Here is a 21,132-nt window from a genome sequence, read left to right as displayed (position 1 = left end):
CATGCGCGACGTCGGCCGGACCGATGTGTCGAACGGGCGAGCAGCGCGTCGTGAGCGACGTCGTCTATTTCGGCACGGGACGCGCGCAGGGCGACGTGACGCAAACGGAATGGGACGATTTTTTGCGCGTCGATGTTACGCCGCGTTTCCCGCAAGGCTTCAGCGTGTGGCGGGCGAGCGGGCAGTGGCGCGCCGCGGATGGCTCCATCGTGCGCGAGGCATCGTATGTGCTGAACGTCGCGCATCCCGGCGACGAAGCCAGCGACCGCGCCATCGGCGAAATCCGCGAGCGCTATAGGACGCGCTTCGAGCAGGAGTCGACGATGCGGCTCAGGCAGGGCGCGTGCGCATCGTTCTAGGGAACGGGGCCTGCGCACGCGCGCACGCCCGGCTGCTCACGCGCCGTAGCTCGCGAGCCTTCGCAGCATCCGCACGCGCGGCGCGACCGCCGCCTGCAGCGCCGGCTCGGGCTCGGGTGCGAGCTGCCACGCAAGGCCGCGCGCGCGGACACGGCGCGTCGGCTTGACGTTCTGTCGGCGGCGCACCAGCGTGCGCACGGCGCGGGCGAGCGCGAGGTCGATGGCGCCGCGCCAGTCGCGCGCGATCGAAGTGGCCACGACCTTGTTCTCCCGGTTCACCTGCACCTCGACCTGACACCGCTTGTCGACGCCGCCACGCGGCCCGTTGATGTCGGACAGGCTCACGGTGGCCTTCGAGATCAGCCACGCGAGGCGGCGAAAGACGAATTCGCTGCGCGCCTGCGCGAGCTCGTGCATCGCAATGGCTTCGGGGTCGCGGGACTTGAACAGGACTTTCATTGACGCCTCCTCGTTGAACATGGAGTCAGCGTAAGGCCTCCGCGCACTGCGAAAAAGCAGAACGAACGGGACACGAACTTCGTAAAAACCGAAGTTATTGCGCCGCTCGCGCGAGCACCTGTTGTGTCAATGGATGATGCCGTCCGCGCCGCGAGACGATCGCGTGCACTTCCTCTTTCACGTCGGGCGAACGGCCGAGCCGGCGCAGGCCGCGCAACAGCGGCGCATCGCCGGCGCCGAATTCCGCCAGCGGAAACACGCCGAGCCCGCGCGCGCCGAATACGGCCATCAGCGCGCTGTCCTCGAATTCGCCGACGATGCGCGGCGCGATGCCTTGGGCCTCCAGCCAGCGGTCGAGCCGGGCGCGCAGCGACGAATGGCCCGTCGGCAGAAGGATCGGCAGTGCGGCGAGACACTGCGGGAACTGGTCGATCGCGCTTCTGCGCACGAGCGAAGCGGGCCCGTACCAGTCGACGGGCGATGCGACCAGCCGTTCGCTCGTCAGGCGCAGATTCTGGTTGTGCGGCGCGGCATGGCTCGCGAGCACGAGATCGAGCCGGTGCAGCGCGAGTTCGCCGAGCAGTTCGTCGGTCTCGCCTTCATGACAGAGCAGACGCAGCGACGGATTGCCGAGCACCGGCGCGAGCAGTGCATGCGCCGCGAGCTTGGAGATGCCGTCCGACAATCCGACAGCGAGACGCGCGAGCGTGCCGCTCGCCGCCTCGCGCACTTCGTCCTGGATCAGCTGGCCGATCTGAAAGATTTCCTCGGCGCGCGCGAAGGCGGCCTGTCCTGCTTCCGTCATCGTGACGCCGCGTCCGGCGGGCTTGAGCAACTGATGGCCGAGCGCTTTCTCCAGCTCGCGCACCTGTGCGCTGATGGTCTGCACGGCCATGTCGAGCCGCTCCGCCGCGCGCGCGAAGCCCCCTTCCTTCACGACGACCCAGAAATAGTGCAGATGACGATAGTTGAGCATGCGCGCCGAGTCCTCGCGGTTTCGCCGGTTCGGATGATGCTTCGAAAAAACCGAAGTTTGCCTTCGATTATCGCTGATTTTTACGAGCGCACGATGCGCCGATCATGACGCGATACTTCCCGTCAATCGAACGCTTCCCTGCTCATGGAATATCTACTCTCGCTTGCAGCCGATCCCGCCGTGTGGGCCGCGCTCGTCACGCTGATCGTGATGGAAGTCGTGCTCGGCATCGACAATCTCGTCTTCATCTCGATTCTGAGCAACAAGCTGCCCGTCGCGCAACGCGCGCGCACGCAGCGCATCGGCATCATGCTCGCGCTGGTGATGCGGCTCGCGCTGCTTGGCACCGTCGCGTGGATCGCGCGGCTGACCGAGCCGGTGTTCGCCGTGTTCGATCACGCCTTTTCGTGGCGCGACATCATTCTGCTGGCGGGTGGCCTGTTTCTCGTCTGGAAGTCGACCAAGGAGATGCACCATCACGTCAGAAGGGATGCCGACGAGGTGCCGGGCGTCGCGTCGAGCGTGGGCAGCATGACGGCGTGGGCCGCGATCGGCCAGATCCTGCTGCTCGACCTCGTGTTTTCCGTCGACAGCATCATCACCGCGGTCGGCATGACCGAGCATCTGCCGATCATGTTCATTGCGGTCATCTTCGCGGTCGCGACCATGCTGTTCGCCGCGCAACCGCTGTCGCGCTTCATCGAACGCAATCCGACGGTCGTGACGCTCGCGCTTTCGTTCCTGCTCGTGATCGCGATGACGCTGATCGCCGAAGGTTTCGGCACGCACGTGCCGAAGGGATATATCTATGCGGCGATGGGCTTTGCGGGGTTTGTCGAAGGGTTGAATCTGCTGGCCCGGCGCGGGAAGGGCAAGAGGGAAGTTGGTGCGCAGAAGCAAGACCGCGCGGGGTTCGATGGCGTGTCGGGGTGAGGGAACATGAATCGCGGCAGAGGAAACCGACGCAATTCGAACGAAAGGCCCGCGTGATACTCGATCACTGCGGTGAACTGAACGTGAGTCGGCAATAGATGACGTCGGGTTCTTGCCTGAAAGCATTGGAGCGTTTTCGTTGCCGGCGCGCTGTCGAGCCAAACACGTCTGCCGCGACCTGTCAACGCACAGCGACAGAAGAATCCCGCTCCCGTCCTCATACGAAATGACCATTCGCCTATCTGGTCCCCGCCGCTCGCCGTCCCGCGCTCCGCCCCCGCCCGAGCGGGAATTAGCCTTGCGTCTCCCCCGGCAAGTCGCTACGTTATGCAATATCCGACGCCTCATTCATTTCGGTTCCCGAAATATTAAGCTGAAGGAAGGCGCATGGCGTAGTCGCTGCGATCAATCATCGTCGGAAATAACGTGATCGGTCAGGCGCAAAGGCCGCGGTCCTCGCTCCCTCGGAACGCAGGCAACAGGAGGGGAAATGAGCCCGCATTGGGAGATCCGCACGGCGAGCGACGGCTTCGGACCCATCGCGCCGCAAGCGCTCGCATCCGTCACACGGATCGATCCGTATAGCGTGTGGGCCAACGCGACGCATTATCGCGACCTCGGCGGCATGCCGCGCGGCCGTATTCCGATCGCGATCGAGATGAAGCAGGGCGGCGAGACCGCCAGGCAATTCGCGCAGACGATCGAGCGCAACGCATGGCACGACTGGATCTGGATGCCGGCCATGTATCGCGATCCGCCGCCCGCGCTCGATGCGACGCGCTTCTGCACCGCGCAGATAACGCGCGAGTTCTACGCGCGACTCGGCACCGATCTCGCGGGCCGGTTCGAGCGCTTCACGGAAACCATGGCGGTTACCCCGCATGCCGATGTCCCCGTGAGCCCGCTGCCACTCGGGCCCGCGCCAATGCGCGCGGAGTCCGGCAACGCGATCGTCGGCGTGATCGACGAGGATCTCGCGTTCGCGCATCCGCGATTTGCCGAAGCGAAATCCCCGGCGCGCACGCGCTTTCAATGCTTCTGGAATCAGAACGATGCAGCCGATTCCGCTGCCGGTCTCGGCTATGGAAGCGAGCTGCTCAAACATCAGATGGACGCGCTTCTGCACGACGCGCGTCTGTCCGCCGAAGCGTCGCAAGCGGCCGGCGGCGCGCGCGTGTATCCCTTCGACTATCCTTCGCGCACGCCGCAAGATGGCGACGAACAGGACGCGCCCTTGCCGATGATCGGCGTGCAGCTCGGGAAACGCACCCGCACGATGCGCGACGCATTGGGCCCTTCTTCCGACGCCACCATGCTCGATGCCGTGCGCTATATCGTGCAACGCGCGCAGGACATCGGCGGCGCGGCTTGTCATGCGCTCGTAAGCATGAGTGCGGGCAATGCGGCATGGCAGCCGGACGGCAGCTCGCTCATCGAAAGCGCGCTCGACGAACTGATGGACACCGGCGCCTGCTCCGTCGTGCTGCCGTCCGGCAACGCGGATCTGTCGCGCTGCCGCGGCGTGCTGACGCTCGCGGAGCACGCGCTGTCCGAATTGCGCTGGCCGGTGCGCGCGCATGCTTCATCGCCGAGTCTCGCGGAAATCTGGCTCGCAAGCGACGGCGGCGCACCGGGCATCGACGTGCAGATCGTGCCCCCCGGCGGCATCGCGAGCCCATGGCTCACGCTCGGCGAAATCGGCACGTACACGCGCGGTGTCGACGCGATCTGCACCGTCGTGCATCTGGGCCGGGGCGCGCGCGGCGATGGGCACATGATCCTCCTCGCGCTCGCGCCGACATCGACGCGCAGCGGCATGCGCCGCGCGAGCGCGGGCGAGTGGCTCGTTCGCCTGAGGAACAACGGGCGCGCGAGCGTGACCGCCTCCGCATGGATGCAGCGCGACGCCGACGCCGATGCCTGAGGCGCGCCCGGCTTCGTTCAGCCGCGCGAATGCAGCGCGATGATCTCCTGAAGATCGAGATCGTGCTCCAGCGAGTGCAACAGCTCGTCGTGGATCTCACCGGCGCGATGCATGCGCAGCAACTCCGCGCGCGCGGCCGCGATCGCGGCTAACACGACGTCGTAGTGCGCGTGCCGCGCGTCAGTCGGGAATTCCTCCATGTCCTCGAAACGCTTCGTCAGCTGCGCGCGATACGTGTACTGCTCCAGCAGGCGCGGATGGATCACGTTGCCTTGCGCGTCGTGCACGAGCGGCTGAATCGCGGCCAGTTGCGCGGCTTCCATGCGCGTCCACGCCTGCGGCTCGCTGAGATGCCGCGACGAACGCTCGTGCCCGCCCGTCAGCGAGAGCCACGCGATCAGCGGGCCGATCGTCGCGCCCTGCAGCAGCACCGTGACGAGAATCACCGCGAAACCGGCGAACAGGATGAGATCGCGGCCCGGCATCGATTCGGGGATGGACAGCGCGACCGCGAGCGTCACCACGCCGCGCATGCCGGCCCAGCTGACGACGGTCGCCGCGCGCCAGTCGGGGACGGCGGCTTCATCGCCATGTGCGCGCTTGCGGCCGGTGACGGTCCACGCGACCGATTTCACGGCTTCGACGCCGAACACCCACACGAAGCGCGACACGATCACGACGGCGATCACCGCGGCCGTCGCGGGGCCGAGCAGCGAGAATGCGTCGCCGACGCCGCCGAGCCGCAGCGCGATGCCGCGCAGCGACAGCCCGATCAGCACGAACACGAGCGCCTCCAGCACGAACACGACGACCTGCCAGAACGCCGTGCCGCGCATGCGCTGCGCGGCGGTGAAGACTTCGTGCTGATGCCAGCCCACCACCATGCCGCACGTGACCGTCGCGATGACGCTCGACACGCCGAGCTCCTCGCCCGCGACATAGCTGACCCAGGACGCGAGCATCGACGTGGTGATGACGAGGTAATCGTCCTCGAGCGCGCGCAGCAGCTTCACCGTGATGAAGCCCGCGACGATCCCGACGACGATGCCGCCGATCGCGAGGCCCGCGAAGCTCGCGACGGCGCGCGGCGCGCTGAACACGCCGCTCATCGCGGCCACGAGCGCGAAACGGAAGAGCACGAGGCCGGCCGCATCGTTGAGCAGGCTTTCGCCTTCGAGCAGCACCATGAGACGGCGCGGCAGCGCGACGCGCTCGAGCACCGCTTTCGCGGCGACGGCGTCGGGCGGCGAGACGACCGCGCCGAGCGCGAAGCACGCGGCCCACGGCAGCGCGGGCACCACGAGATGCACCGCGATGCCGACGACGAGCGTCGTGAACGCCACCGCGCCGATCGCGAGCAGCAGGATGCCGCTCAGGTTGCGCTTGAAATCGTCCCAGACGAAGAAGTACGCGCCGTACATCAGGAGCGGCGGCAGGAACACGACGAGCACGAGCTCCGGGTTCAGCTCGAACGGCGGCAGGCCCGGCACGAAGGCCATCGCGACACCGCCGACGAGCAGCGCGGCAGCGGGCGGCAGCCGCAGCCGCTTGGCGAGCACTTCGAGCGCGATGATCGCGATCAGCGAGACGAGCACCAGATTGAATGCCGTGGCGGCGTGCATGAATTGTCCTCGGTTGAGTGATTTTCTTGTGTTGCAATGCGCGGCGGCCCACGCAGGCTCGCGCCCTCGCGCTGCTACCATCGACGCGGGGCCGGGCCGCGAGCCGGGGTCATCGTATCCGAAAGGGAGGGAAGATGAGACGAAAGTCGTCGGGCGTGGCGGTGGCGGCGGTGCTGGTGGGCGTCGCCGTCGCGGCCGTGGTGTATATCGCGAGCTTCGGCAGGTCGCATCACGCGGATGCGCCGGTGCCTGCGGCATCCGCGCTTGCCGCGCAGGACGGTGCCGCGAGCGCGGCGGCTTTCGGCATCGCGCCGAAAGCGCCCGAAGCGGCGCAGGGCGAGCAGACGGCCGCGCGATAAAACGCGGCGTGCGGCGACGCGGTATCCTTTCCGTTCACTCTGCAAGCGAATGGAGGATCGGCGCATGAACGGCAAGACGGTCATGGCGTGCATCGACGCGGCGCGCGCATCGCTCGAGACGAATGCCGACGAAATCGCCTCGCTCGATCAGGCGATCGGCGACGGCGATCACATCATCAACCTGTTGCGCGGCATGGATGCGCTCGCCGCCATGCGCGCCCAGATCGAAGCCGAAGCCTTCGCGCCCGCGCTCAAGCTCGCGGCGGCGAAGGTGCTCTCGACCGTCGGCGGCTCGTCCGGCCCGCTCTTCTTTTCGATGCTGACCGGCATGGCGAAAACCGCATCCGGCGATGCGGCCGATGCCGGCGTGGCGGCGTTCGCACGCGCGTTCGCGGCGGGCGTCGAAGCCGTCGGCCAGCGCAGCAAGACGGGCACCGGCAGCAAGACGATGATGGACGTGCTCATCCCCGTCGCCGGACGCTTCACCGCGATGGCCGATGCGGGCGCGTCGAAGCAGGAAGTCCTGAACGAATTGCCGCGCGTCGCCGAAGAAAGCATGCTCGCAACGCGCGACATGCTCGCGACGAAAGGGCGCGCGTCGTTTCTCGGCGAGCGCTCGCGCGGCCATATCGATCCGGGCGCGCGTTCGAGCCAGCTCATGATCGCGGCGGTGTGCGCGCAGCTCGCCCGGGACTACGCCTGAACACAAAGAGGAGCAGGGGACATGAAGAAGTTCATCAATCGCGTCGATGACTACCTGAGCGAGAGCCTCGCGGGCTTCGCCGCCGCGCATGCGGATCTCGTCACGGTCAGCTTCGAGCCGCTCTACATCGTGCGCAAGTCGCTCAGTCCGGGCAAGGTGGCGATCATCTCGGGCGGCGGTTCGGGCCACGAGCCTTTGCATGGCGGCTTCGTCGGTCACGGCATGCTCGATGCCGCGTGCCCCGGCCAGGTCTTCACGTCGCCGACACCCGATCAGATGCTGGCCGCGGCGCAGGCGGCGGACACCGGCGCGGGCGTGCTGTTCATCGTGAAGAACTATTCGGGCGATCTGATGAACTTCGAGATGGCCTCGGAGCTTTGCGAGATGCCGAACGCATCGGTGCTCGTCAACGACGACGTCGCCGTCGAGAACTCCAGCTTCACGACGGGACGGCGCGGCGTCGCGGGCACGGTGATCGTCGAGAAGCTCGTGGGCAGTTTCGCGGAGACCGGCGCCGATCTGCAGGCGTGCAGGGCGTTCGGTGAACGCGTGGCGGCGCGCATCGCGTCGATGGGCGTCGCGTTTTCGAGCTGCACGGTGCCTGCCGCGGGCAAGCCGACCTTCACGCTCGCCGACGATGAAATCGAAATCGGCGTGGGCATTCACGGCGAGCCGGGCCGCCGGCGCGCGAAGTTCGAGACGGCGAACGCCATCGCGGATGAGCTGCTTGCGGCGATCGTCGAGGATCTGAAGCCCGCAGCCGATGCGCGCCTGCTCCTCTTCGTCAACGGCCTGGGCGGCACGCCGCTGTCGGAGCTCTATCTGCTCTATCACGCGGCGCGCACATGGCTCGATGGCCGCGGCCTGAGCGTCGCGCGCTCGCAAGTGGGCGCGCTGACGACATCGCTCGAAATGGCGGGCGCGTCGATCACGCTCTGCGCGCTCGACGACGAAATGGCGCGGCACTGGGATAGTCCCGTGCATACGGCGGGGTTGCGCTGGGGGATGTAAGACTCGCGGTGAAGCCCGCGCATCATCGGCGGCTCTCGTGCTTCGAGGATTCGACGTATTCCCGCGCCGTGTTCAATAGCCAGTCCTCGAATGTCTTGAGCAAGGGCGAGTTCTGCTTGCGCTCGGGATAGACGAGGTAATAGCCCTTGTCGCTGGGCAGGGAGAGATCGAACGGTCTCACCAGTTCGCCCGACCGAAGCTCGTGCGCGACCAGGAATCTGGGCACGAGCGCCAGTCCCAGTCCGGCCTTCGCGGCCTCGACCAACATCGAAAACAATTCGTATCGCTGACCCTTCATGCTGTCGACATCATGCACGGCCGCCTGCGCGAGCCACTGGCGCCATGCGTCCGGTCGCGCCGATTGATGCAGCAGGGTGAAGCCGGCGACGTCGCGCGGCGCGAGCTTCGCTTTGCCGCCGAGCAATCGCGGGCTGCAGACGGCGGTGATTTCCTCGCCGAACAGATACTGGGCCACCGAGCCGGGCCAGACCGGGTCGCCGAAGTGAATGGCGGCATCGAAGGGCGTGTCCTTGAACAGGAACGGCGCGGCTCGCGTCGTCAGATTGACGACGATGTCGCCGTGGGCGGCGTAGAACGCCGGCAGTCTCGGAATGAGCCAGCGCGTGGCGAACGTCGGGATGACTGCGAGCTCCAGGATGCCGCCCGCGTTGCGATGCGCCATCGCGGCGAGCGTGTCCCGCTCAAGCCGCTCCAGGTTCTCGCGCACCCGCTTCGCGTAGAGCTCGCCGGCTTCCGTGAGGCTGATGCGCCGCTTGAAGCGGTTGAAGAGCGGCGTCCCGAGATACTCCTCCAGGCTCGCGACCTGACGGCCCACCGCGCTCTGGGTGAGCGACAGCTCTTCGGCCGTACGCGTGAAGCTCAGGTGCCGGGCGGCGGCCTCGAACGCGATGAGTGCGTCGATGCTGGGTATTTTGCGTCTCACACATCCTTCCTGTTACGCACAACGTTGATTGTTTATATCGTTTGCCGACCTTTATCGGCGCCATGAGAATGGCCCGGACACTTCGTTATCCCGGTGGCGACGCCATCGGATCCTCAACAGAACGCTCCGGACCAGAACATGAACTACTTCACCGACGACGACACATTGTCATTCCAGGCCATCGTTCAAGGCAACCGTCCAACGACGAAGCGCGTCGTCGACAAGACGGGCGGCTCGTCGTACTCGAAGCTGCTGGAAGGGCCCGTTTCCGTCTTGGCCTGCAACGTGCCCGAGCGTTCGGACGCGAATTCGGCCGCCATTCTGGGCTACAACTGAACCGGAGGGCTGCGCATGCATCGCATCGTCATTGTGGGAGGCGGGGCCGGCGGACTGGAACTGGCCACGCGCCTGGGAAACCGCCTGGGCAAGACCGGGCGGGCGCGCGTGACGCTCGTCGATCGTTGCGCGGTGCACGTGTGGAAGCCGCTTCTGCATGAAGTCGCGACGGGCAGCCTCGATACCCACGCGCACGAAATCGCCTACGCGGCGCACTCGCACTGGAATCACTTCACGTTCGTTCATGGCGAGATGACGGGCCTCGACCGCGAACGCCGCTGCGTCAGGCTCGGCCCGATGCTCGAAGCGGAGGACGGCGGCGACGAAGTGCTTCCGTCGCGCGACCTCGAATACGACACGCTGGTGCTCGCCCTTGGCAGCCGCACGCATTTCTTCGGCGTGCCGGGTGCACAAGAGCACGCGATCGCGCTCGACACCTTGCAGCAGGCCGAGCGGCTGCGCAAACGGCTGCTCCAGGTCTGCCAGAGAAAGCGCGCGCTGGGGGCGACCGAAGCGCATGAGGCCGTGGACGTGGCGATCATCGGCGGAGGCGCGACGGGCGTCGAACTCGCCGCGGAGCTGCGACGGATGGAAAACACCTTGAGGCAGTTCAGGCTGCTTTCCGATAGCCCGCGCGCCGCGATGCGCATCACGCTCCTGGAACGAGGCGGCCGTGTGCTGCCGGCGCTGCCGCAAAGGGTCTCCGATACGACACAAGCGACGCTCGAGAAAATGGGCATCGCCGTGAAGGTCCTGACCTCCGTCACGCGTGTGGGACCGGAGCGCGTCGAAGTGGACGGCGGGGCGACGATTGCAGCGGACATCACGATCTGGGCGGCGGGCATCAAGGCGCCGGGCGTGCTGGCATCGCTCGATGGCGTTGCCGTGAATCACATCAACCAGGTGAAGGTGACGAGCTCGCTGCAAAGCGAAACCGATCCGAATATCTTCGCCCTGGGCGATTGCGCGAGCTGCTCATGGACGGCCGGGGTCATGGTTCCTCCACGGGCGCAGGCCGCGCATCAACAGGCCATGTTCCTGTTCAAGGCGCTGCGCGCGCGCGTGAAGGGTGAACCGGTGGGTGAATTCAGGTACATCGATCACGGCTCGCTCGTGTCGCTGGGCTCGCCGACCGCAGTGGGCAGCGTCGCGGGCATCAACAGCTCCGGCCGGTTCTTCGTGGAAGGATTCGTCGCGAAGCTGATGTACGCGGCTTTGTATCGAAAGCATCTGGTGGCCGTGTCGGGGTTGCGCCGGACGGTTTTCGCGATTGCGGCGCAGGGGCTCGGGCGTTTGCTTGCACCGAGAGTCAAGCTGCATTGATGCTGCCGCCGGGCGCGATCCGGCTCGTGGGACGCGCCCGATTCCTGCCGGCGCATGGCCGCGTCAGGGCACGTTGGTCCGCACCGTCGCCGGATTCGCGATGGTGATCACGCCGCCCCACATGCACATGCATTGCGAGAGGTTGTCGAGCGCCGGCATGTTGCCGATCGGCACCGTCACCGCGCCGGGCACCCACGGCGAGACGGTCGCGGGAATGCACGGCATCGGCGTGAGCACGCCCAGCGCGGCCGCGGTCGCGCTCGCCACGGCGGGATTCGCGATCGACATGCACGCGCCGAACGAGCCGATGTTCACGAGCGGCACATGATCCTGGATATTCGCGGCGGGCGCGCCCTCGGCATTCACGCGATTGACAGGCAGAACCGTGAGCGTGGCGGGCGCCATGCCGAAGGTGCACTGGAGCATGGCTCCCATTTTGACTTGCTGTGCCATGGTTGGACTCCTCTAACGTTCCTCATTGCGTGACCCAGCCGAGCGGCCCGCAACGCGCGAGCATCGAGTCGCGGGTGGGCAGCTCGCCGTGCGCCGCGAAACGGTTGTAGTCGGCCTGCAGCACGGGCCGCACGGCGGCCGTGCTCGGCTCGGGATCGGCCTGCTTCAGCACGCGCGCGAGCGTCCACGAGTTGAACTTCGTCATGTGCTGGATCACGCTGCGATATTCCTTCACGCTCGCATCCATCGTGGCGGCGCTCGCGCCGATACGCTTCGCGAACAGATCGGACGTGCCGGACAGCCCCTCGGCGTCCGCGATGCGCTTGAGCCGCGTGTTGTTGACGACGTTCTGCTGCTCGCGGCAGAACAGATTGAAGTCGTGCGAAGTCGTGCGCACGGCGTCGTTGATGAGCGGAATGTCGCGGATCATCGAAAGGCCCGCGTAGATGCCCGCGGCCACCAATACGCTCGCCGCCACCATGTAGTACTTCCAGATGCCTCTGCGCTGATACGCCTCGATCGCCCGGATGAACTGCATGCAGCCCTGATAGCGGTCCACCGGGCTCTTCTGCAGCGCGCGCTTCACCATGTCCGCGACGCGGCGCCTGATCTTCGGATTGGCGGCGCGCGGATCGGGCACGGGGCTCGTCAACTGCTGCGCCTGCACCGTCTGAAACGACGCGCCCTGAAACGGCAGCTTGCCCGCGAGCATCTCGAAGAGGATCACGCCCGCCGAATAGACATCCGATCTATGGTCGATCGCGCCGCTGTCGCGCAACTGCTCCGGGCTCATGTATTCGGGCGTGCCGATGACGCGGCCTTCCGGCGTGCGGGCGAGACCCGCCGCGCGCATCGCGATGCCGAAGTCGGTGAGGCGCGCGCGGCCTTCGCGGTCCACGAGCACGTTCGACGACTTGACATCGCGATGCACGATCGCTCGCTGATGCGCGAAGTCGAGCCCGGCCAGCACGCCGACGATGATCGACAGCGCCTGCTTCTCGGGCAGTCCGCGCCCGCCCTTGCTGTCGACGAGATCGGAGAGCGCCTGGCCGTCGACGTATTCGAGGATCAGGAAATATTCGTCGCCGATATGGAAATAGTCGAGCATCCGCACGATGTTCGGATGATCGAGCTCGGCCTGATGGCACGCTTCCTCGTAGAACCGCTGGGTGAAGCTCGGATCGCGCGTGAGTTCGGGCTTGAGCACCTTGACGGCGTATTTGCGGTCCGGAATCTCGATGTTGTGCGCGAGATAGACGCGCCCCATGCCGCCTTCGCCGAGCTTCTTCTCGATGAAGATGTTCGAACGAATGGTTCTGCCGATCAAACTGTCGTCGTCTCGCATGAATCACTCCGTCGAAGGGGTGGCGCTCGCGAACGCGGCCGTGCCCGCGCCGGGCGCGAGCGCTTTCATCGGCGTGAGGCCGCGGCCGTTGAAGGCGAGACCCCGGGGCGCGGTGAGATAGCCCGTGGTCAGGATCAGCGCGGAGCCGTCGGCCAGCTCGAAGATGTCCTGCCTGCTGCCTTTGCCGGCGCTCGGCGTGCCGATCGAGACGCCGCGCCCGTTGCCGGTGAGCGCGGCGATGAACACCTCCGCCGCGCTGGCGGTGGCTTCGTCCTGCCACAGGTACGGTGTGCGCGCGGGCGGCGTTTTGTCGAGCGTGCTCGCATAGAGGCGCGCGCCTTCGCGGCCGGTGACCGTCACGATCGGCGCGCCCTTGTCGAGAAAGAGCATTGCGGTATCGACGGCGGCGTAGAAGTCGCCGCCGCCGCAGCCGCGCAGGTCGAACACGACGGGACGCTTCGCATCCCAGCGCGCCAGCAAGGCTTCGACCTCCGGGCGCGTGTTCGGCGCGAACCGCGCGATCCGGATGACCTGGAGCGAGCCCGCCGTGTCGAGCGTGAGCGTGGGCGAGTCGACGCGCGCGCGCGTCACGCTCACGGTCCGTGTCGCGCCCTTCGCGTCGGCGATCTGCAGAAGCACTTGCGTGCCCGCCGCGCCGGTTGCGAGCGCGGCGAGCACCGGCAGCGGCTTGCCCGCGACGGGCGTGCCGTCGATCGATACGAGCCGTTCGCCCGCCTCGATGCCCGCACGCTCGGCGGGGCCGTGCGCGTAGGGATAGCAGATCGTCTCGCCGGAATGGCGCCGTTCGAGGTCCATGGCGATGCCGCCATAAGATCCTTTCGAAAGCTCCCGATATTTCGCGTATTCGTCGCGGGTCATGAAACCCGAGTACGGATCTTCGGCGCCGAGGTAATCGCTCAGCATCCGCGCGACGATCTGCCTGCTGTCAGCGGGAGCGAACGCCGCCTTCCGCGCGATCACCGCGAGCGCGTCGGCAAGGAGGCGCGCCGCGGCGTCGGCGTTTTCCGGGTGGCGCGCGCCGCTGTCGTCGGCAGTCTGGCCGCACGCGCAGGCGAGAAGCGCTGCCGCGAGCGCCGCCAGCGCACGGCGCGCGGTGGTCGTCGTGATCCTGAGCGGACGCGAGGAGCGGTTCACCGTGCTACTTCATCTGCGAGAGCAGCTCCAGCCGCTTCTTGATGTCGGCTTTCAATTGATCGATCTTGCGCTGCTGCTCGGCTGGGTCCATCGTCGTGTTCTGCGAGAGCGCCGCGAGCGCCGCGCGGTCCTGGGTCAGTTCCGCATCGAGCTTGCGCTTGCGGGCGCGCTGCGCGTCGTTGTCGGTGGCCGCCTGCTGGTTGGCGGTCTGCAGCTTCGCGAGCCGCCGTTCGAGGTCCTTGTTGCTCATCTGCTTCTGGTGCAGATCGGCGCTGATCGCCTGCATCTGCTGCTGGAGCGCGGCCTGTTCCTGCTCGGCCTGCGTGAGCTGCACGGTCTTCGTGTCGATGCGCCCCTGCGTGGCATCGATTTGCCTGTTCTGCTCGACGAGCGTGCAGCCCGCGAGCGCCGAGATCAGCAGGGAAGCGAACATCATCGATCTGCATGGTGCTGGCATGGCGGTTTCCATTCGTTGTTCGTCGCGCTAGATGCGTTGCCGCTGCGCCGCGAGGGCGCTGGTCTCGCGCTCGGTCTCCGCAAGCAGCATCTGCTGACGCTGGATCTCCGCGGACAGTTCTTGCGACTTCACGGTCTGCTGCGCCTGGAACGTGCGCATCGAACTGAGCTGCTTGCGTTGCAGCGCGATGTTGTCGCCGGCCAGTCTGATCTGCGTGTCGAGCGCCTTGCGCTGATCGGCGAGCTTCTGCTGGTCGACCGTCTTCTGCCGCATCTGCGCGACGAGGTCATCGGTCTTCTGCTTCGCCGTGCCGACGTCCTTCGTGAGTTGTTCGTTGTACGCGGCGGTATCGCTGTTCACATCCTTGACGTACTTGAGGCGCGCATCGAGATCGTTCTCATGGCCCTCGAGTTCTTTCTGACGCTTGGCCATCTTGTCGGAATAGGCATAGCAGCCGGCGCCGCCTATCACGCCGACGCCGGCGGCGATCGCCGCGCATTTTCCCGTGTCGCCGCCCGCGATCTTGCACAGGAGCACGGCCGCGATGGCGCCGCCCGCGCCGCATTCGAGCGCCGCGTTCTGCTGAGGCGTGGCGCAAGCCGCGGTCAGCGCGGCGAGCAAGCTTAAGAAAACGATCCGAAACATTGCGTGCTCCTGAATTTTTCAAAGGCATCCGTCCTGCACCGCAGGAAGGTTCATCCGCTCATGACGATCACCACGCCCGCGACGATCACCGCCAACACGAACGCCGTCATCGCGATGCGCATCGGCGAGCCGAGCAGGCCCGCGCGCACCTCGTGGCCGCCGCCGTCGCCGCCGCCGGCGAGGCGCTTCGCGAACTCGGCGCAGCCGGGAATGCGGCGCGCCGGGTCCTTCTCCAGCGCGCGCATGATGAGCGCGTTCACGTGCGCCGGGATGCCGGGCACGCGCTGCTTCGGCGGCAGCGGCGCGGCGCTCAAGTGCATCGAGAGCACGGCGGCGAGGGCCGCGTCGTCGTTCTCGTTGTCCGCGCCTTCGGCCACGAAGGGCGGCCGGCCGGTCAGCGCTTCGTACAGCACGCAGCCGATGCTGTACACATCGGACCGGTAATCGATCGTGCCGGTCGCGCGAATCTGCTCGGGGCTCATGTACGCGCTCGTGCCGACCGAGCTTCCGAATTGCGTGAGCCGCTTCTCGCCGACCGCCAGCGCGATGCCGAAATCGGACAGGAACGCATGCTGATGCGATTGATCCAGCAGCACGTTCGACGGCTTGACATCGCGATGCACCATGCTCTGCCGATGCGCGTAGTCGAGCGCCCCGAGGATCTCGGTGATGATCGGCAGCGCGGTCGCGACCGGCAGACGGTGCTGCGGGCTCTTCTCCAGCAGTCCCGCGAGCGAGCCGCCCGCTGCCAGATCCATCACCATGCACGGCTGGCCCGCGACGCTGAACACCTCGCGAACCCGGACGATGTTCGGATGACGCAGGCTCGCGTGATGCCGGATCTCGCCGATGAAGCGGTCGGCGAACTGCCCGCCGCCGTCCGAATCCGCGATGATCTTGATCGCCACCTGATCGCCGTGCCGCTTGTCCCGCGCGCGCCAGACGCTCGCCATGCCGCCCCGGCCGAGCAGGCCGTCGATCACGTAAGCGCCGACGTGTTGTCCGCTGCGAAAACTCATGATCGGGCCTTCACAGCACCCTGGAGCGATCGCGCAGCGGCGGGTCGTCCGGTTCGTCGGGATCGTCCGGATCGTCGCGGCGCGCATGCTTCACGGGCGCGCCGCCTTCGTCGGCCATGATCCTGCGGAAGACCCAGACCGTGTCGCCCGTCTTGATCTTCGCGCCATCCTTGAGATCGACGCCGGTGGTCTCGACGAACGCGTCATCGGCGAACGTGCCGTTCGTGCTGCGCAGATCGAACAGTTCGTAGCGGCCCTGGCGGCAGAGGATCATGGCGTGCTCGTTCGACATCGTCGGATCGGATTGCAGCAGCACGTCGCAGGGCCGGCCGCCTTCGCTCGCGACTTCCCCCTTGCCGATCACGTTGCGTCCTTCATAGAGGACGAAGAGTTCGCCCTGGCGCTCCCAGGTGAAGGTGACGACGACGCCGGTGATCTTGCGGCGCGCGGCGGACTGATACGCGCGCGGCTGCCCCATGCGCTCGTCGCCCGGATCGATGCGGGTGGCGCCGGAATCGCGGTTCGGCGTGCTGCCGGGCGTGACGGTCGGATTGCGTGACATGGCTGCGCTCCTGGTTGCGTTCGGCGATACGGCATCGGCCGAGGTCTTGCCTTTCGACTGGCTCTCCGCCCGGCAAACGGGGCATTCGGTCCAGCTCGGGTCCATCGGATGTCCCTGCGGACACGTGGTTTCCGTCTTGCCATAGCCGGTTGTGGGCCGTGCGCCGCCCCACAGCCGGCCGATCAAGGACTTGAGGGTTCTTTCGCTCATTGGGCACCGCCTTCGAGGGATGCGCGCAGGGCGCGGTTGGAAATGCGCCACGGCCACGGGACGCGCGCGATGCATGCGCGCTCGCTTGCGTGATCCGCTGCGTGGTGGATCGACTGGAAAATCATGGAAGGGCTCCGTTCGTGAGGCAGTGCGATTTCATGGAGGACCTTCGGCCGCGTCCGTCGCGCTGGCCGGCGCCGCCCGATGTTGCGATGACGACGCCGCCACCTTGGCGCCTGTCGTGCGCGCGTTCGTCCTCGCGCTCTCGGCGCGCGACGCCCCATGCGCGCGCGATGCGGCGGGCGCGCTCGCGTGACTGCCGGCATCGAGCCGCTTCTCCATCTGGTCGATGCGTCCGCGCAGCTCATCGAGTTTGCGATTGAGATCGGCATCGGCCGCGCGCTGATTCGCTGCGTTCTCCTGAACACGCGATTCGAGCGCGACGAGACGCGCATCGGACGAAGCGGGCGCTTGGGCCGCATGGCGCGCGCCGGGCGGCGAAGCGCCCGATGCCGCCGTCTTCGATGCGGGCGATGGCGAAGGTCCGGCCGCCGGCATCGACGCAGCCTTCGATGCCGCATCGTTGGTGCGGCGCGCTTCGTCACCGGCGCCGAAGAGCTTCGATTGCGTCGCGAACCATCCGAATCCCAGCGCCAGTGCCGCGAGCGCCCCGGCGATGGCGCCGCGCAGGGCCCAGCGGCGCCACCGCGCCTGCCGCGCCCCATAGCGCAACACCTGCACGGTCACGTTGTCCTCGCCGCCGCGCTCGAGCGCGAGCCGCACGAGCTCGTCCGCGGTTTGCTGGGCCGCATGGCCGCTGCGCATCACGTTCGCGATGGCGTCGTCCTCGACGTAGCCGCACAAGCCATCCGAGCACAGCATGCAGGCCTCGCCGGGATGCACGCGCAGCCAGCCGCTCACCTCGACCTCGACGCGCGGGGCCTGTCCCATCGCCCGTTCGAGCACGCTCGCGTCGGGATGATTCGCCGCCTGCGCTTCGGACAGCACGTTCGCGTCGACCATCCGCTGCACGAGACTGTGGTCCTTCGTGAGACGTTGCAGCGTGCCGCGCCGGTCGAGCAGATAAGCGCGGCTGTCTCCGACATGCGCGAGCATGACCTGATTGCCCGCCGCGAGGAGCGCAACGGCGGTGGCGCCCATGCGGGCCGTCGCGGGATTGCTGCTCTGGCCGCGCACGAACACGGCATCGTTGGCGGCCTGGAATGCGCTTTCGAGGCTCGCGGCCGCGCCATCCAGCGACGCGAAATCCGCCAGCTTCCGCTGCAGCGTCTCCACCGTCAGCTGCGCCGCGAGCGCGCCGCCGGCATGACCACCCATGCCATCGGAGACGACGAAGATATCGGCGGCCCGCGCGCGGATCCAGCTCATGCGGTCCTGATTCTCGGCGCGCACGAAGCCGGTTTCCGAACGTTGCCCAACCGACCATGTATCCATAGTGCCTATCGCCATGCCTGCGCTGCCGCGCTCATCTCACTCGTGCCGTTCATCGCTTTGCGCCGCGTCACGGAACCCTGCGTTCGTAGCGGTTCTCGCCGCGGCCCGCTTCGTCATGGGGCGCCTGATAATCGACGCCGCGCACTTCGTAGGTCGTGCGCGCGAAACGCAGCACGTCGCCCGGCGCGAGGCTGACGGGTCCGTCGCCGAGACGCACATCGTTGCGCCAGGTGCCGTTGCTCGAATTGAGATCGGTGAGATAGAGCGTGCCGCCATCGAAGCGGATGGCCGCATGCCGGCGCGATACGTAACCGTCGTCGGGCACGACGAGATCGTTGTCATCGTCCGCGCCGATGCGCAGCGCCGTCTTCTCGATCGGATAAGGCTTGCCTGGATGGCGCTGGCTCGTGTTGACCAGAAAGGCGGCGGGCCGTCCCGGCGCGGGCGGTGCGAACACGGCGCCGACTCGCGTCCCCTGACGCTCGCGCACCGTCTCGGCGCGAGCACGGTTCTGCGCCGGCGCTTGCGTCTGAGCCTCCGGCTCGGACACGTGCCTGCGGCGCAGCGCGACGAACATCACGAGCAGTCCCGCGATGAGCGTCAACAATCCGGCGAACAGTCCCTTCATATCGATCGTGATGCTCAGGAACGTGAACTTCATGTCGAGCCACGAATGCGATTCCGGCGGCACCACGACGGGAGGCTTCGGCTCCGGGTCCGGTGGCTGCACCGGCACCGGTGCCGGTTTGTTCGTGGCGGGCGCCGCGATGGCCACGTTGATCGGAATCAGCGCGACCGGCCGTCCGGGCGGCGCGTAGGCGAGAGCGGCGGTGCTCGCGGTCGCGGTACCCGCGTCCGACTCGTAGCCGAACCTGACATCGTAGGCGGACGGCTGCGTGGTGCCGAGCTCGTTGCGGATCGCGTCGGCCAGCTTCGGTCCGCTTTCGACGAGCTCGAACTTCCCGCCCGTCGCGCTGGACAGCGACGCGAGCGATCCCGACCAGCGCGGCGCGAGCGGACCGAACGCGATCGTATCGAGCGGCGCCTGACGCTGATGCGCGATGTCGACGAGTGTCTCGCGCGACATCCTGCTGCCTTCGTCCTTGCCGTCCGAGATCACGATGAGCCGCTTCGGCCCCCGCGCCGGATCGTTGGCGAGCCGCGCGCCTGCGCTCGCGATCGCGTCGAAGAGCTTGGTCTGTCCGTCGTGGCCGACCTCGCCCTGAATGCCGTCGATGACCCGCATCGACGCGCTCGCATCGGAGGTGAACGGCGACAGCGGCGTGATGGTCGAGCCGAATGCCATGATGCCGATGCGCAGATCGGGACGCGGCGTCGCGAGCACGTCCCGCAGCGCGTTCCTGATCTCGCGGACCGCGCCCTGCATGGAGCCGCTGCGGTCGATGCAGATGATCACCGTCGTCGCCAGATCGGGGCCGGGATTCGACGCGGGCGTGACCGCGCTCGCAGGCACGTGTGTATCGACGCCGCCGCTTTGCAGATTCAGATTGAAGGCGGAAGCGGGAGGCGCTTCGTCAGGCGATCGCACCGTGACGATAACCGTCCCGCGTTCGGGTTGCGCGACGGTGACCGCCTGCAGTTCGGCCGCGCGCACGGACACGTTCGCGGCAAGAAGGGCTGTCAGCAGCCACGCTGCACGAATTGAAGACAGGCTCACGTTGCCTCCCACTGACTGACCCTGCAGATCGCGCGGCGTGTGGGCGTGACGGAAGAGGCGTTCATTGGAGTGAACGCGCTTTGCGGTACGCCTGCCGATCCCCAGTTATGTCTATGCTGAATATCCAATGCGTGACGGCAGGCTGAACTCGTCGTGGTCTGCGACGAACCTTGGCCGATCACGCGCCCTCGTTAAAGAATCCATAAGACCGGCTTGCAGCCCGTGAACGCGCATTCATCGTTCACTGCATTTTTTAGCGCTTGTTATCCGGGCCTGCCCGCTTGCAACGTATTAAAGGCGAAAAAGGGATCTTCCCGAAGACAAGGAACTGGCTCATTCAGCCAGCTTTAGTAGCAATCCTTGACATTGCCAGGGGCGTCGCCTAATCCTCTAATCGTCGTTCGGCGGCGAAGGGAAAGCGAATCGTTGAACCTCGCCTGACCGATGTGTTTTTCAGTCATTCAGCAAGCGGCATCTACGGTCATCCGCGTTGCTCCGGTCATCAGGCCGGCGCCGCCGGGACGCAGTAGTGACCCGGCTTCACGCAGAACGGAACCAGTCATGATCGATGACCTCGACGAGACGCTCGCAGCTTTGTTGAGGCGCGAGCTTGCGCCGGGCCTGTCCGAGCAGATCCAGGTCAGCTTCGAAGCGCCTGACGATCAGTTCCCGCCGCAATCCGTCACGACACCGGCCGTCGATCTGTTTCTCTACGACGTTCGCGAGAACCTCGAATTGCGCAGCAACGATGTCTACTTCGAACGTCGTAATGATGGCGTGACGGAGCGCATGCCGGCGCCCGTTCGTATCGACGCCTCCTACCTGATCACCGCCTGGCCGCGCGAAGGACTCGCGAGTCCCGCCGAGGACGAGCATCGTCTGCTCGGCGAAGTGATGCGCGCGTTGCTCAGGCATCGCACGCTGCCGAGGGAGCTGCTGCGCGGCCGGCTCGCCGGGAGCGATCTGCCGCTGCCGGTGAGCGCGCTGCAGCCCGGCCGCCTGCAGAGCCTCGGCGAATTCTGGCAGGCGATGGGCGGAAAGCCGAAGGCGGCGATCAACTATACGGTCACGCTATCTGTGGACGTGAGTATTCCGAAAGAAGTGAGGCTCGTCACGGAAAGAGTTTTCCGCTACGACGCCTGGATGAGCAGCGCCGTCGTGCGCGCTCGCGTGGGAAGTCAATCTTGATGGCGGGTATCGACTGT

Annotated in this window: 22 protein-coding genes; 9 read left to right on the top strand and 13 right to left on the bottom strand. The window is 66.7% G+C overall.

Annotation, left to right across the window (positions count from 1 at the left end; all coding sequences use genetic code 11):
- Window positions 1-50: 50 nt before the first annotated feature.
- Entirely contained in the window at window positions 51-359 is a 309-nt protein-coding gene (locus AC1Z32_RS29965) for a DUF3574 domain-containing protein (RefSeq protein ID WP_483482457.1), read from the top strand.
- Between the two features lie 36 nt (window positions 360-395).
- Here AC1Z32_RS29965 and AC1Z32_RS29960 read toward each other — a convergent pair whose 3' ends face one another.
- Together AC1Z32_RS29960 and AC1Z32_RS29955 are read right to left on the bottom strand one after the other, a co-directional pair.
- A complete protein-coding gene (locus tag AC1Z32_RS29960) occupies window positions 396-839 on the bottom strand; it encodes an HPF/RaiA family ribosome-associated protein (protein ID WP_483482456.1) in 444 nt (147 codons plus the stop codon).
- A gap of 73 nt (window positions 840-912) precedes the next feature.
- Window positions 913-1,794, bottom strand: a complete 882-nt coding sequence (locus AC1Z32_RS29955; RefSeq protein ID WP_483482455.1) for a LysR family transcriptional regulator — start codon at window positions 1,792-1,794, stop codon at window positions 913-915.
- Window positions 1,795-1,938: 144 nt separating this feature from the next.
- Here AC1Z32_RS29955 and AC1Z32_RS29950 point away from each other — a divergent pair, with 144 nt between their 5' ends.
- Both AC1Z32_RS29950 and AC1Z32_RS29945 read left to right on the top strand, forming a co-directional pair.
- On the top strand, window positions 1,939-2,727 hold the full coding sequence (locus AC1Z32_RS29950; protein WP_483482454.1) for a TerC family protein: 789 nt from the start codon (window positions 1,939-1,941) through the stop codon (window positions 2,725-2,727).
- A 490-nt stretch (window positions 2,728-3,217) separates the two neighbouring features.
- Complete coding sequence (locus AC1Z32_RS29945) at window positions 3,218-4,651, top strand: hypothetical protein (RefSeq protein WP_483482453.1); 1,434 nt, start codon at window positions 3,218-3,220, stop codon at window positions 4,649-4,651.
- 17 nt (window positions 4,652-4,668) lie between these two features.
- Here the strand turns inward: AC1Z32_RS29945 and AC1Z32_RS29940 are convergent, their stop codons facing one another.
- On the bottom strand, window positions 4,669-6,273 hold the full coding sequence (locus AC1Z32_RS29940; protein WP_483482452.1) for a Na+/H+ antiporter: 1,605 nt from the start codon (window positions 6,271-6,273) through the stop codon (window positions 4,669-4,671).
- Window positions 6,274-6,407: 134 nt separating this feature from the next.
- On the opposite strand from AC1Z32_RS29940, the gene AC1Z32_RS29935 reads away from it, so the two are divergent.
- The 3 genes from AC1Z32_RS29935 to dhaK all read left to right on the top strand — a co-directional run bounded on the left by AC1Z32_RS29935 (window position 6,408) and on the right by dhaK (window position 8,346).
- Window positions 6,408-6,632 carry a hypothetical protein gene (locus AC1Z32_RS29935; protein ID WP_483482451.1) on the top strand — a complete coding sequence of 75 codons (225 nt, stop codon included), beginning with the start codon at window positions 6,408-6,410 and terminating at the stop codon, window positions 6,630-6,632.
- A gap of 64 nt (window positions 6,633-6,696) precedes the next feature.
- The gene (gene dhaL, locus AC1Z32_RS29930) at window positions 6,697-7,335 is read left to right on the top strand and encodes a dihydroxyacetone kinase subunit DhaL (RefSeq protein ID WP_483482450.1); all 639 of its coding nucleotides are present in this window, start codon (window positions 6,697-6,699) and stop codon (window positions 7,333-7,335) included.
- 21 nt (window positions 7,336-7,356) lie between these two features.
- Window positions 7,357-8,346 carry a dihydroxyacetone kinase subunit DhaK gene (gene dhaK / locus AC1Z32_RS29925; RefSeq protein WP_483482449.1) on the top strand — a complete coding sequence of 330 codons (990 nt, stop codon included), beginning with the start codon at window positions 7,357-7,359 and terminating at the stop codon, window positions 8,344-8,346.
- A gap of 22 nt (window positions 8,347-8,368) precedes the next feature.
- Here dhaK and gcvA read toward each other — a convergent pair whose 3' ends face one another.
- Complete coding sequence (gene gcvA / locus AC1Z32_RS29920) at window positions 8,369-9,289, bottom strand: transcriptional regulator GcvA (protein ID WP_483482448.1); 921 nt, start codon at window positions 9,287-9,289, stop codon at window positions 8,369-8,371.
- 138 nt (window positions 9,290-9,427) lie between these two features.
- On the opposite strand from gcvA, the gene AC1Z32_RS29915 reads away from it, so the two are divergent.
- Window positions 9,428-9,625 carry a hypothetical protein gene (locus tag AC1Z32_RS29915; RefSeq protein ID WP_483482447.1) on the top strand — a complete coding sequence of 66 codons (198 nt, stop codon included), beginning with the start codon at window positions 9,428-9,430 and terminating at the stop codon, window positions 9,623-9,625.
- 15 nt (window positions 9,626-9,640) lie between these two features.
- Window positions 9,641-10,948 carry an NAD(P)/FAD-dependent oxidoreductase gene (locus tag AC1Z32_RS29910; RefSeq protein WP_483482446.1) on the top strand — a complete coding sequence of 436 codons (1,308 nt, stop codon included), beginning with the start codon at window positions 9,641-9,643 and terminating at the stop codon, window positions 10,946-10,948.
- A 63-nt stretch (window positions 10,949-11,011) separates the two neighbouring features.
- Here AC1Z32_RS29910 and AC1Z32_RS29905 read toward each other — a convergent pair whose 3' ends face one another.
- The 9 genes from AC1Z32_RS29905 to AC1Z32_RS29865 form a co-directional block, all read right to left on the bottom strand.
- Window positions 11,012-11,401, bottom strand: coding sequence for a DUF4280 domain-containing protein (locus AC1Z32_RS29905; protein ID WP_483482445.1), 390 nt, complete (start codon window positions 11,399-11,401; stop codon window positions 11,012-11,014).
- 22 nt (window positions 11,402-11,423) lie between these two features.
- Window positions 11,424-12,746 (bottom strand): serine/threonine protein kinase, encoded by a 1,323-nt coding sequence (locus AC1Z32_RS29900; RefSeq protein WP_483482444.1) that lies wholly within the window; start codon window positions 12,744-12,746, stop codon window positions 11,424-11,426.
- A gap of 3 nt (window positions 12,747-12,749) precedes the next feature.
- On the bottom strand, window positions 12,750-13,901 hold the full coding sequence (locus tag AC1Z32_RS29895) for a S41 family peptidase (RefSeq protein ID WP_483482443.1): 1,152 nt from the start codon (window positions 13,899-13,901) through the stop codon (window positions 12,750-12,752).
- A 4-nt stretch (window positions 13,902-13,905) separates the two neighbouring features.
- A complete protein-coding gene (locus AC1Z32_RS29890) occupies window positions 13,906-14,337 on the bottom strand; it encodes a hypothetical protein (RefSeq protein ID WP_483482442.1) in 432 nt (143 codons plus the stop codon).
- Window positions 14,338-14,385: 48 nt separating this feature from the next.
- The gene (locus tag AC1Z32_RS29885) at window positions 14,386-15,003 is read right to left on the bottom strand and encodes a hypothetical protein (RefSeq protein WP_483482441.1); all 618 of its coding nucleotides are present in this window, start codon (window positions 15,001-15,003) and stop codon (window positions 14,386-14,388) included.
- A gap of 50 nt (window positions 15,004-15,053) precedes the next feature.
- Window positions 15,054-16,022 (bottom strand): serine/threonine-protein kinase, encoded by a 969-nt coding sequence (locus AC1Z32_RS29880; protein ID WP_483482440.1) that lies wholly within the window; start codon window positions 16,020-16,022, stop codon window positions 15,054-15,056.
- Window positions 16,023-16,032: 10 nt separating this feature from the next.
- Window positions 16,033-16,794: an FHA domain-containing protein gene (locus AC1Z32_RS29875; protein WP_483482439.1), complete on the bottom strand. Its 762-nt coding sequence runs from the start codon at window positions 16,792-16,794 to the stop codon at window positions 16,033-16,035.
- Window positions 16,795-16,950: 156 nt separating this feature from the next.
- Window positions 16,951-18,249: a PP2C family protein-serine/threonine phosphatase gene (locus tag AC1Z32_RS29870; protein WP_483482438.1), complete on the bottom strand. Its 1,299-nt coding sequence runs from the start codon at window positions 18,247-18,249 to the stop codon at window positions 16,951-16,953.
- Window positions 18,250-18,316: 67 nt separating this feature from the next.
- A complete protein-coding gene (locus tag AC1Z32_RS29865) occupies window positions 18,317-19,927 on the bottom strand; it encodes an FHA domain-containing protein (RefSeq protein WP_483482437.1) in 1,611 nt (536 codons plus the stop codon).
- A gap of 561 nt (window positions 19,928-20,488) precedes the next feature.
- Between AC1Z32_RS29865 and AC1Z32_RS29860 the strand changes: the two genes are divergently transcribed.
- A complete protein-coding gene (locus tag AC1Z32_RS29860; protein ID WP_483482436.1) occupies window positions 20,489-21,115 on the top strand; it encodes a Pvc16 family protein in 627 nt (208 codons plus the stop codon).
- Window positions 21,116-21,132 lie beyond the last annotated feature (17 nt).

The organism is Caballeronia sp. 11_S32 (assembly GCF_056930355.1).
The sequence above is the reverse complement of the archived record's forward strand: the minus strand, read 5'-3'. Positions and strand labels throughout refer to the sequence as shown.

What these genes read in the sequence shown, in the direction of transcription:
- AC1Z32_RS29875 (WP_483482439.1), bottom strand. Translation starts at nt 16,794, where the DNA reads ATGAGCGAAAGAACCCTCAAGTCCTTGATCGGCCGGCTGTGGGGCGGC.
- AC1Z32_RS29915 (WP_483482447.1), top strand. Translation starts at nt 9,428, where the DNA reads ATGAACTACTTCACCGACGACGACACATTGTCATTCCAGGCCATCGTT.
- dhaL (WP_483482450.1), top strand. Translation starts at nt 6,697, where the DNA reads ATGAACGGCAAGACGGTCATGGCGTGCATCGACGCGGCGCGCGCATCG.
- dhaK (WP_483482449.1), top strand. Translation starts at nt 7,357, where the DNA reads ATGAAGAAGTTCATCAATCGCGTCGATGACTACCTGAGCGAGAGCCTC.
- AC1Z32_RS29960 (WP_483482456.1), bottom strand. Translation starts at nt 839, where the DNA reads ATGTTCAACGAGGAGGCGTCAATGAAAGTCCTGTTCAAGTCCCGCGAC.
- AC1Z32_RS29870 (WP_483482438.1), bottom strand. Translation starts at nt 18,249, where the DNA reads ATGGATACATGGTCGGTTGGGCAACGTTCGGAAACCGGCTTCGTGCGC.
- AC1Z32_RS29880 (WP_483482440.1), bottom strand. Translation starts at nt 16,022, where the DNA reads ATGAGTTTTCGCAGCGGACAACACGTCGGCGCTTACGTGATCGACGGC.
- AC1Z32_RS29935 (WP_483482451.1), top strand. Translation starts at nt 6,408, where the DNA reads ATGAGACGAAAGTCGTCGGGCGTGGCGGTGGCGGCGGTGCTGGTGGGC.
- AC1Z32_RS29900 (WP_483482444.1), bottom strand. Translation starts at nt 12,746, where the DNA reads ATGCGAGACGACGACAGTTTGATCGGCAGAACCATTCGTTCGAACATC.
- AC1Z32_RS29885 (WP_483482441.1), bottom strand. Translation starts at nt 15,003, where the DNA reads ATGTTTCGGATCGTTTTCTTAAGCTTGCTCGCCGCGCTGACCGCGGCT.
- AC1Z32_RS29940 (WP_483482452.1), bottom strand. Translation starts at nt 6,273, where the DNA reads ATGCACGCCGCCACGGCATTCAATCTGGTGCTCGTCTCGCTGATCGCG.
- AC1Z32_RS29890 (WP_483482442.1), bottom strand. Translation starts at nt 14,337, where the DNA reads ATGATGTTCGCTTCCCTGCTGATCTCGGCGCTCGCGGGCTGCACGCTC.
- AC1Z32_RS29905 (WP_483482445.1), bottom strand. Translation starts at nt 11,401, where the DNA reads ATGGCACAGCAAGTCAAAATGGGAGCCATGCTCCAGTGCACCTTCGGC.
- AC1Z32_RS29950 (WP_483482454.1), top strand. Translation starts at nt 1,939, where the DNA reads ATGGAATATCTACTCTCGCTTGCAGCCGATCCCGCCGTGTGGGCCGCG.
- AC1Z32_RS29955 (WP_483482455.1), bottom strand. Translation starts at nt 1,794, where the DNA reads ATGCTCAACTATCGTCATCTGCACTATTTCTGGGTCGTCGTGAAGGAA.
- AC1Z32_RS29860 (WP_483482436.1), top strand. Translation starts at nt 20,489, where the DNA reads ATGATCGATGACCTCGACGAGACGCTCGCAGCTTTGTTGAGGCGCGAG.
- AC1Z32_RS29910 (WP_483482446.1), top strand. Translation starts at nt 9,641, where the DNA reads ATGCATCGCATCGTCATTGTGGGAGGCGGGGCCGGCGGACTGGAACTG.
- AC1Z32_RS29945 (WP_483482453.1), top strand. Translation starts at nt 3,218, where the DNA reads ATGAGCCCGCATTGGGAGATCCGCACGGCGAGCGACGGCTTCGGACCC.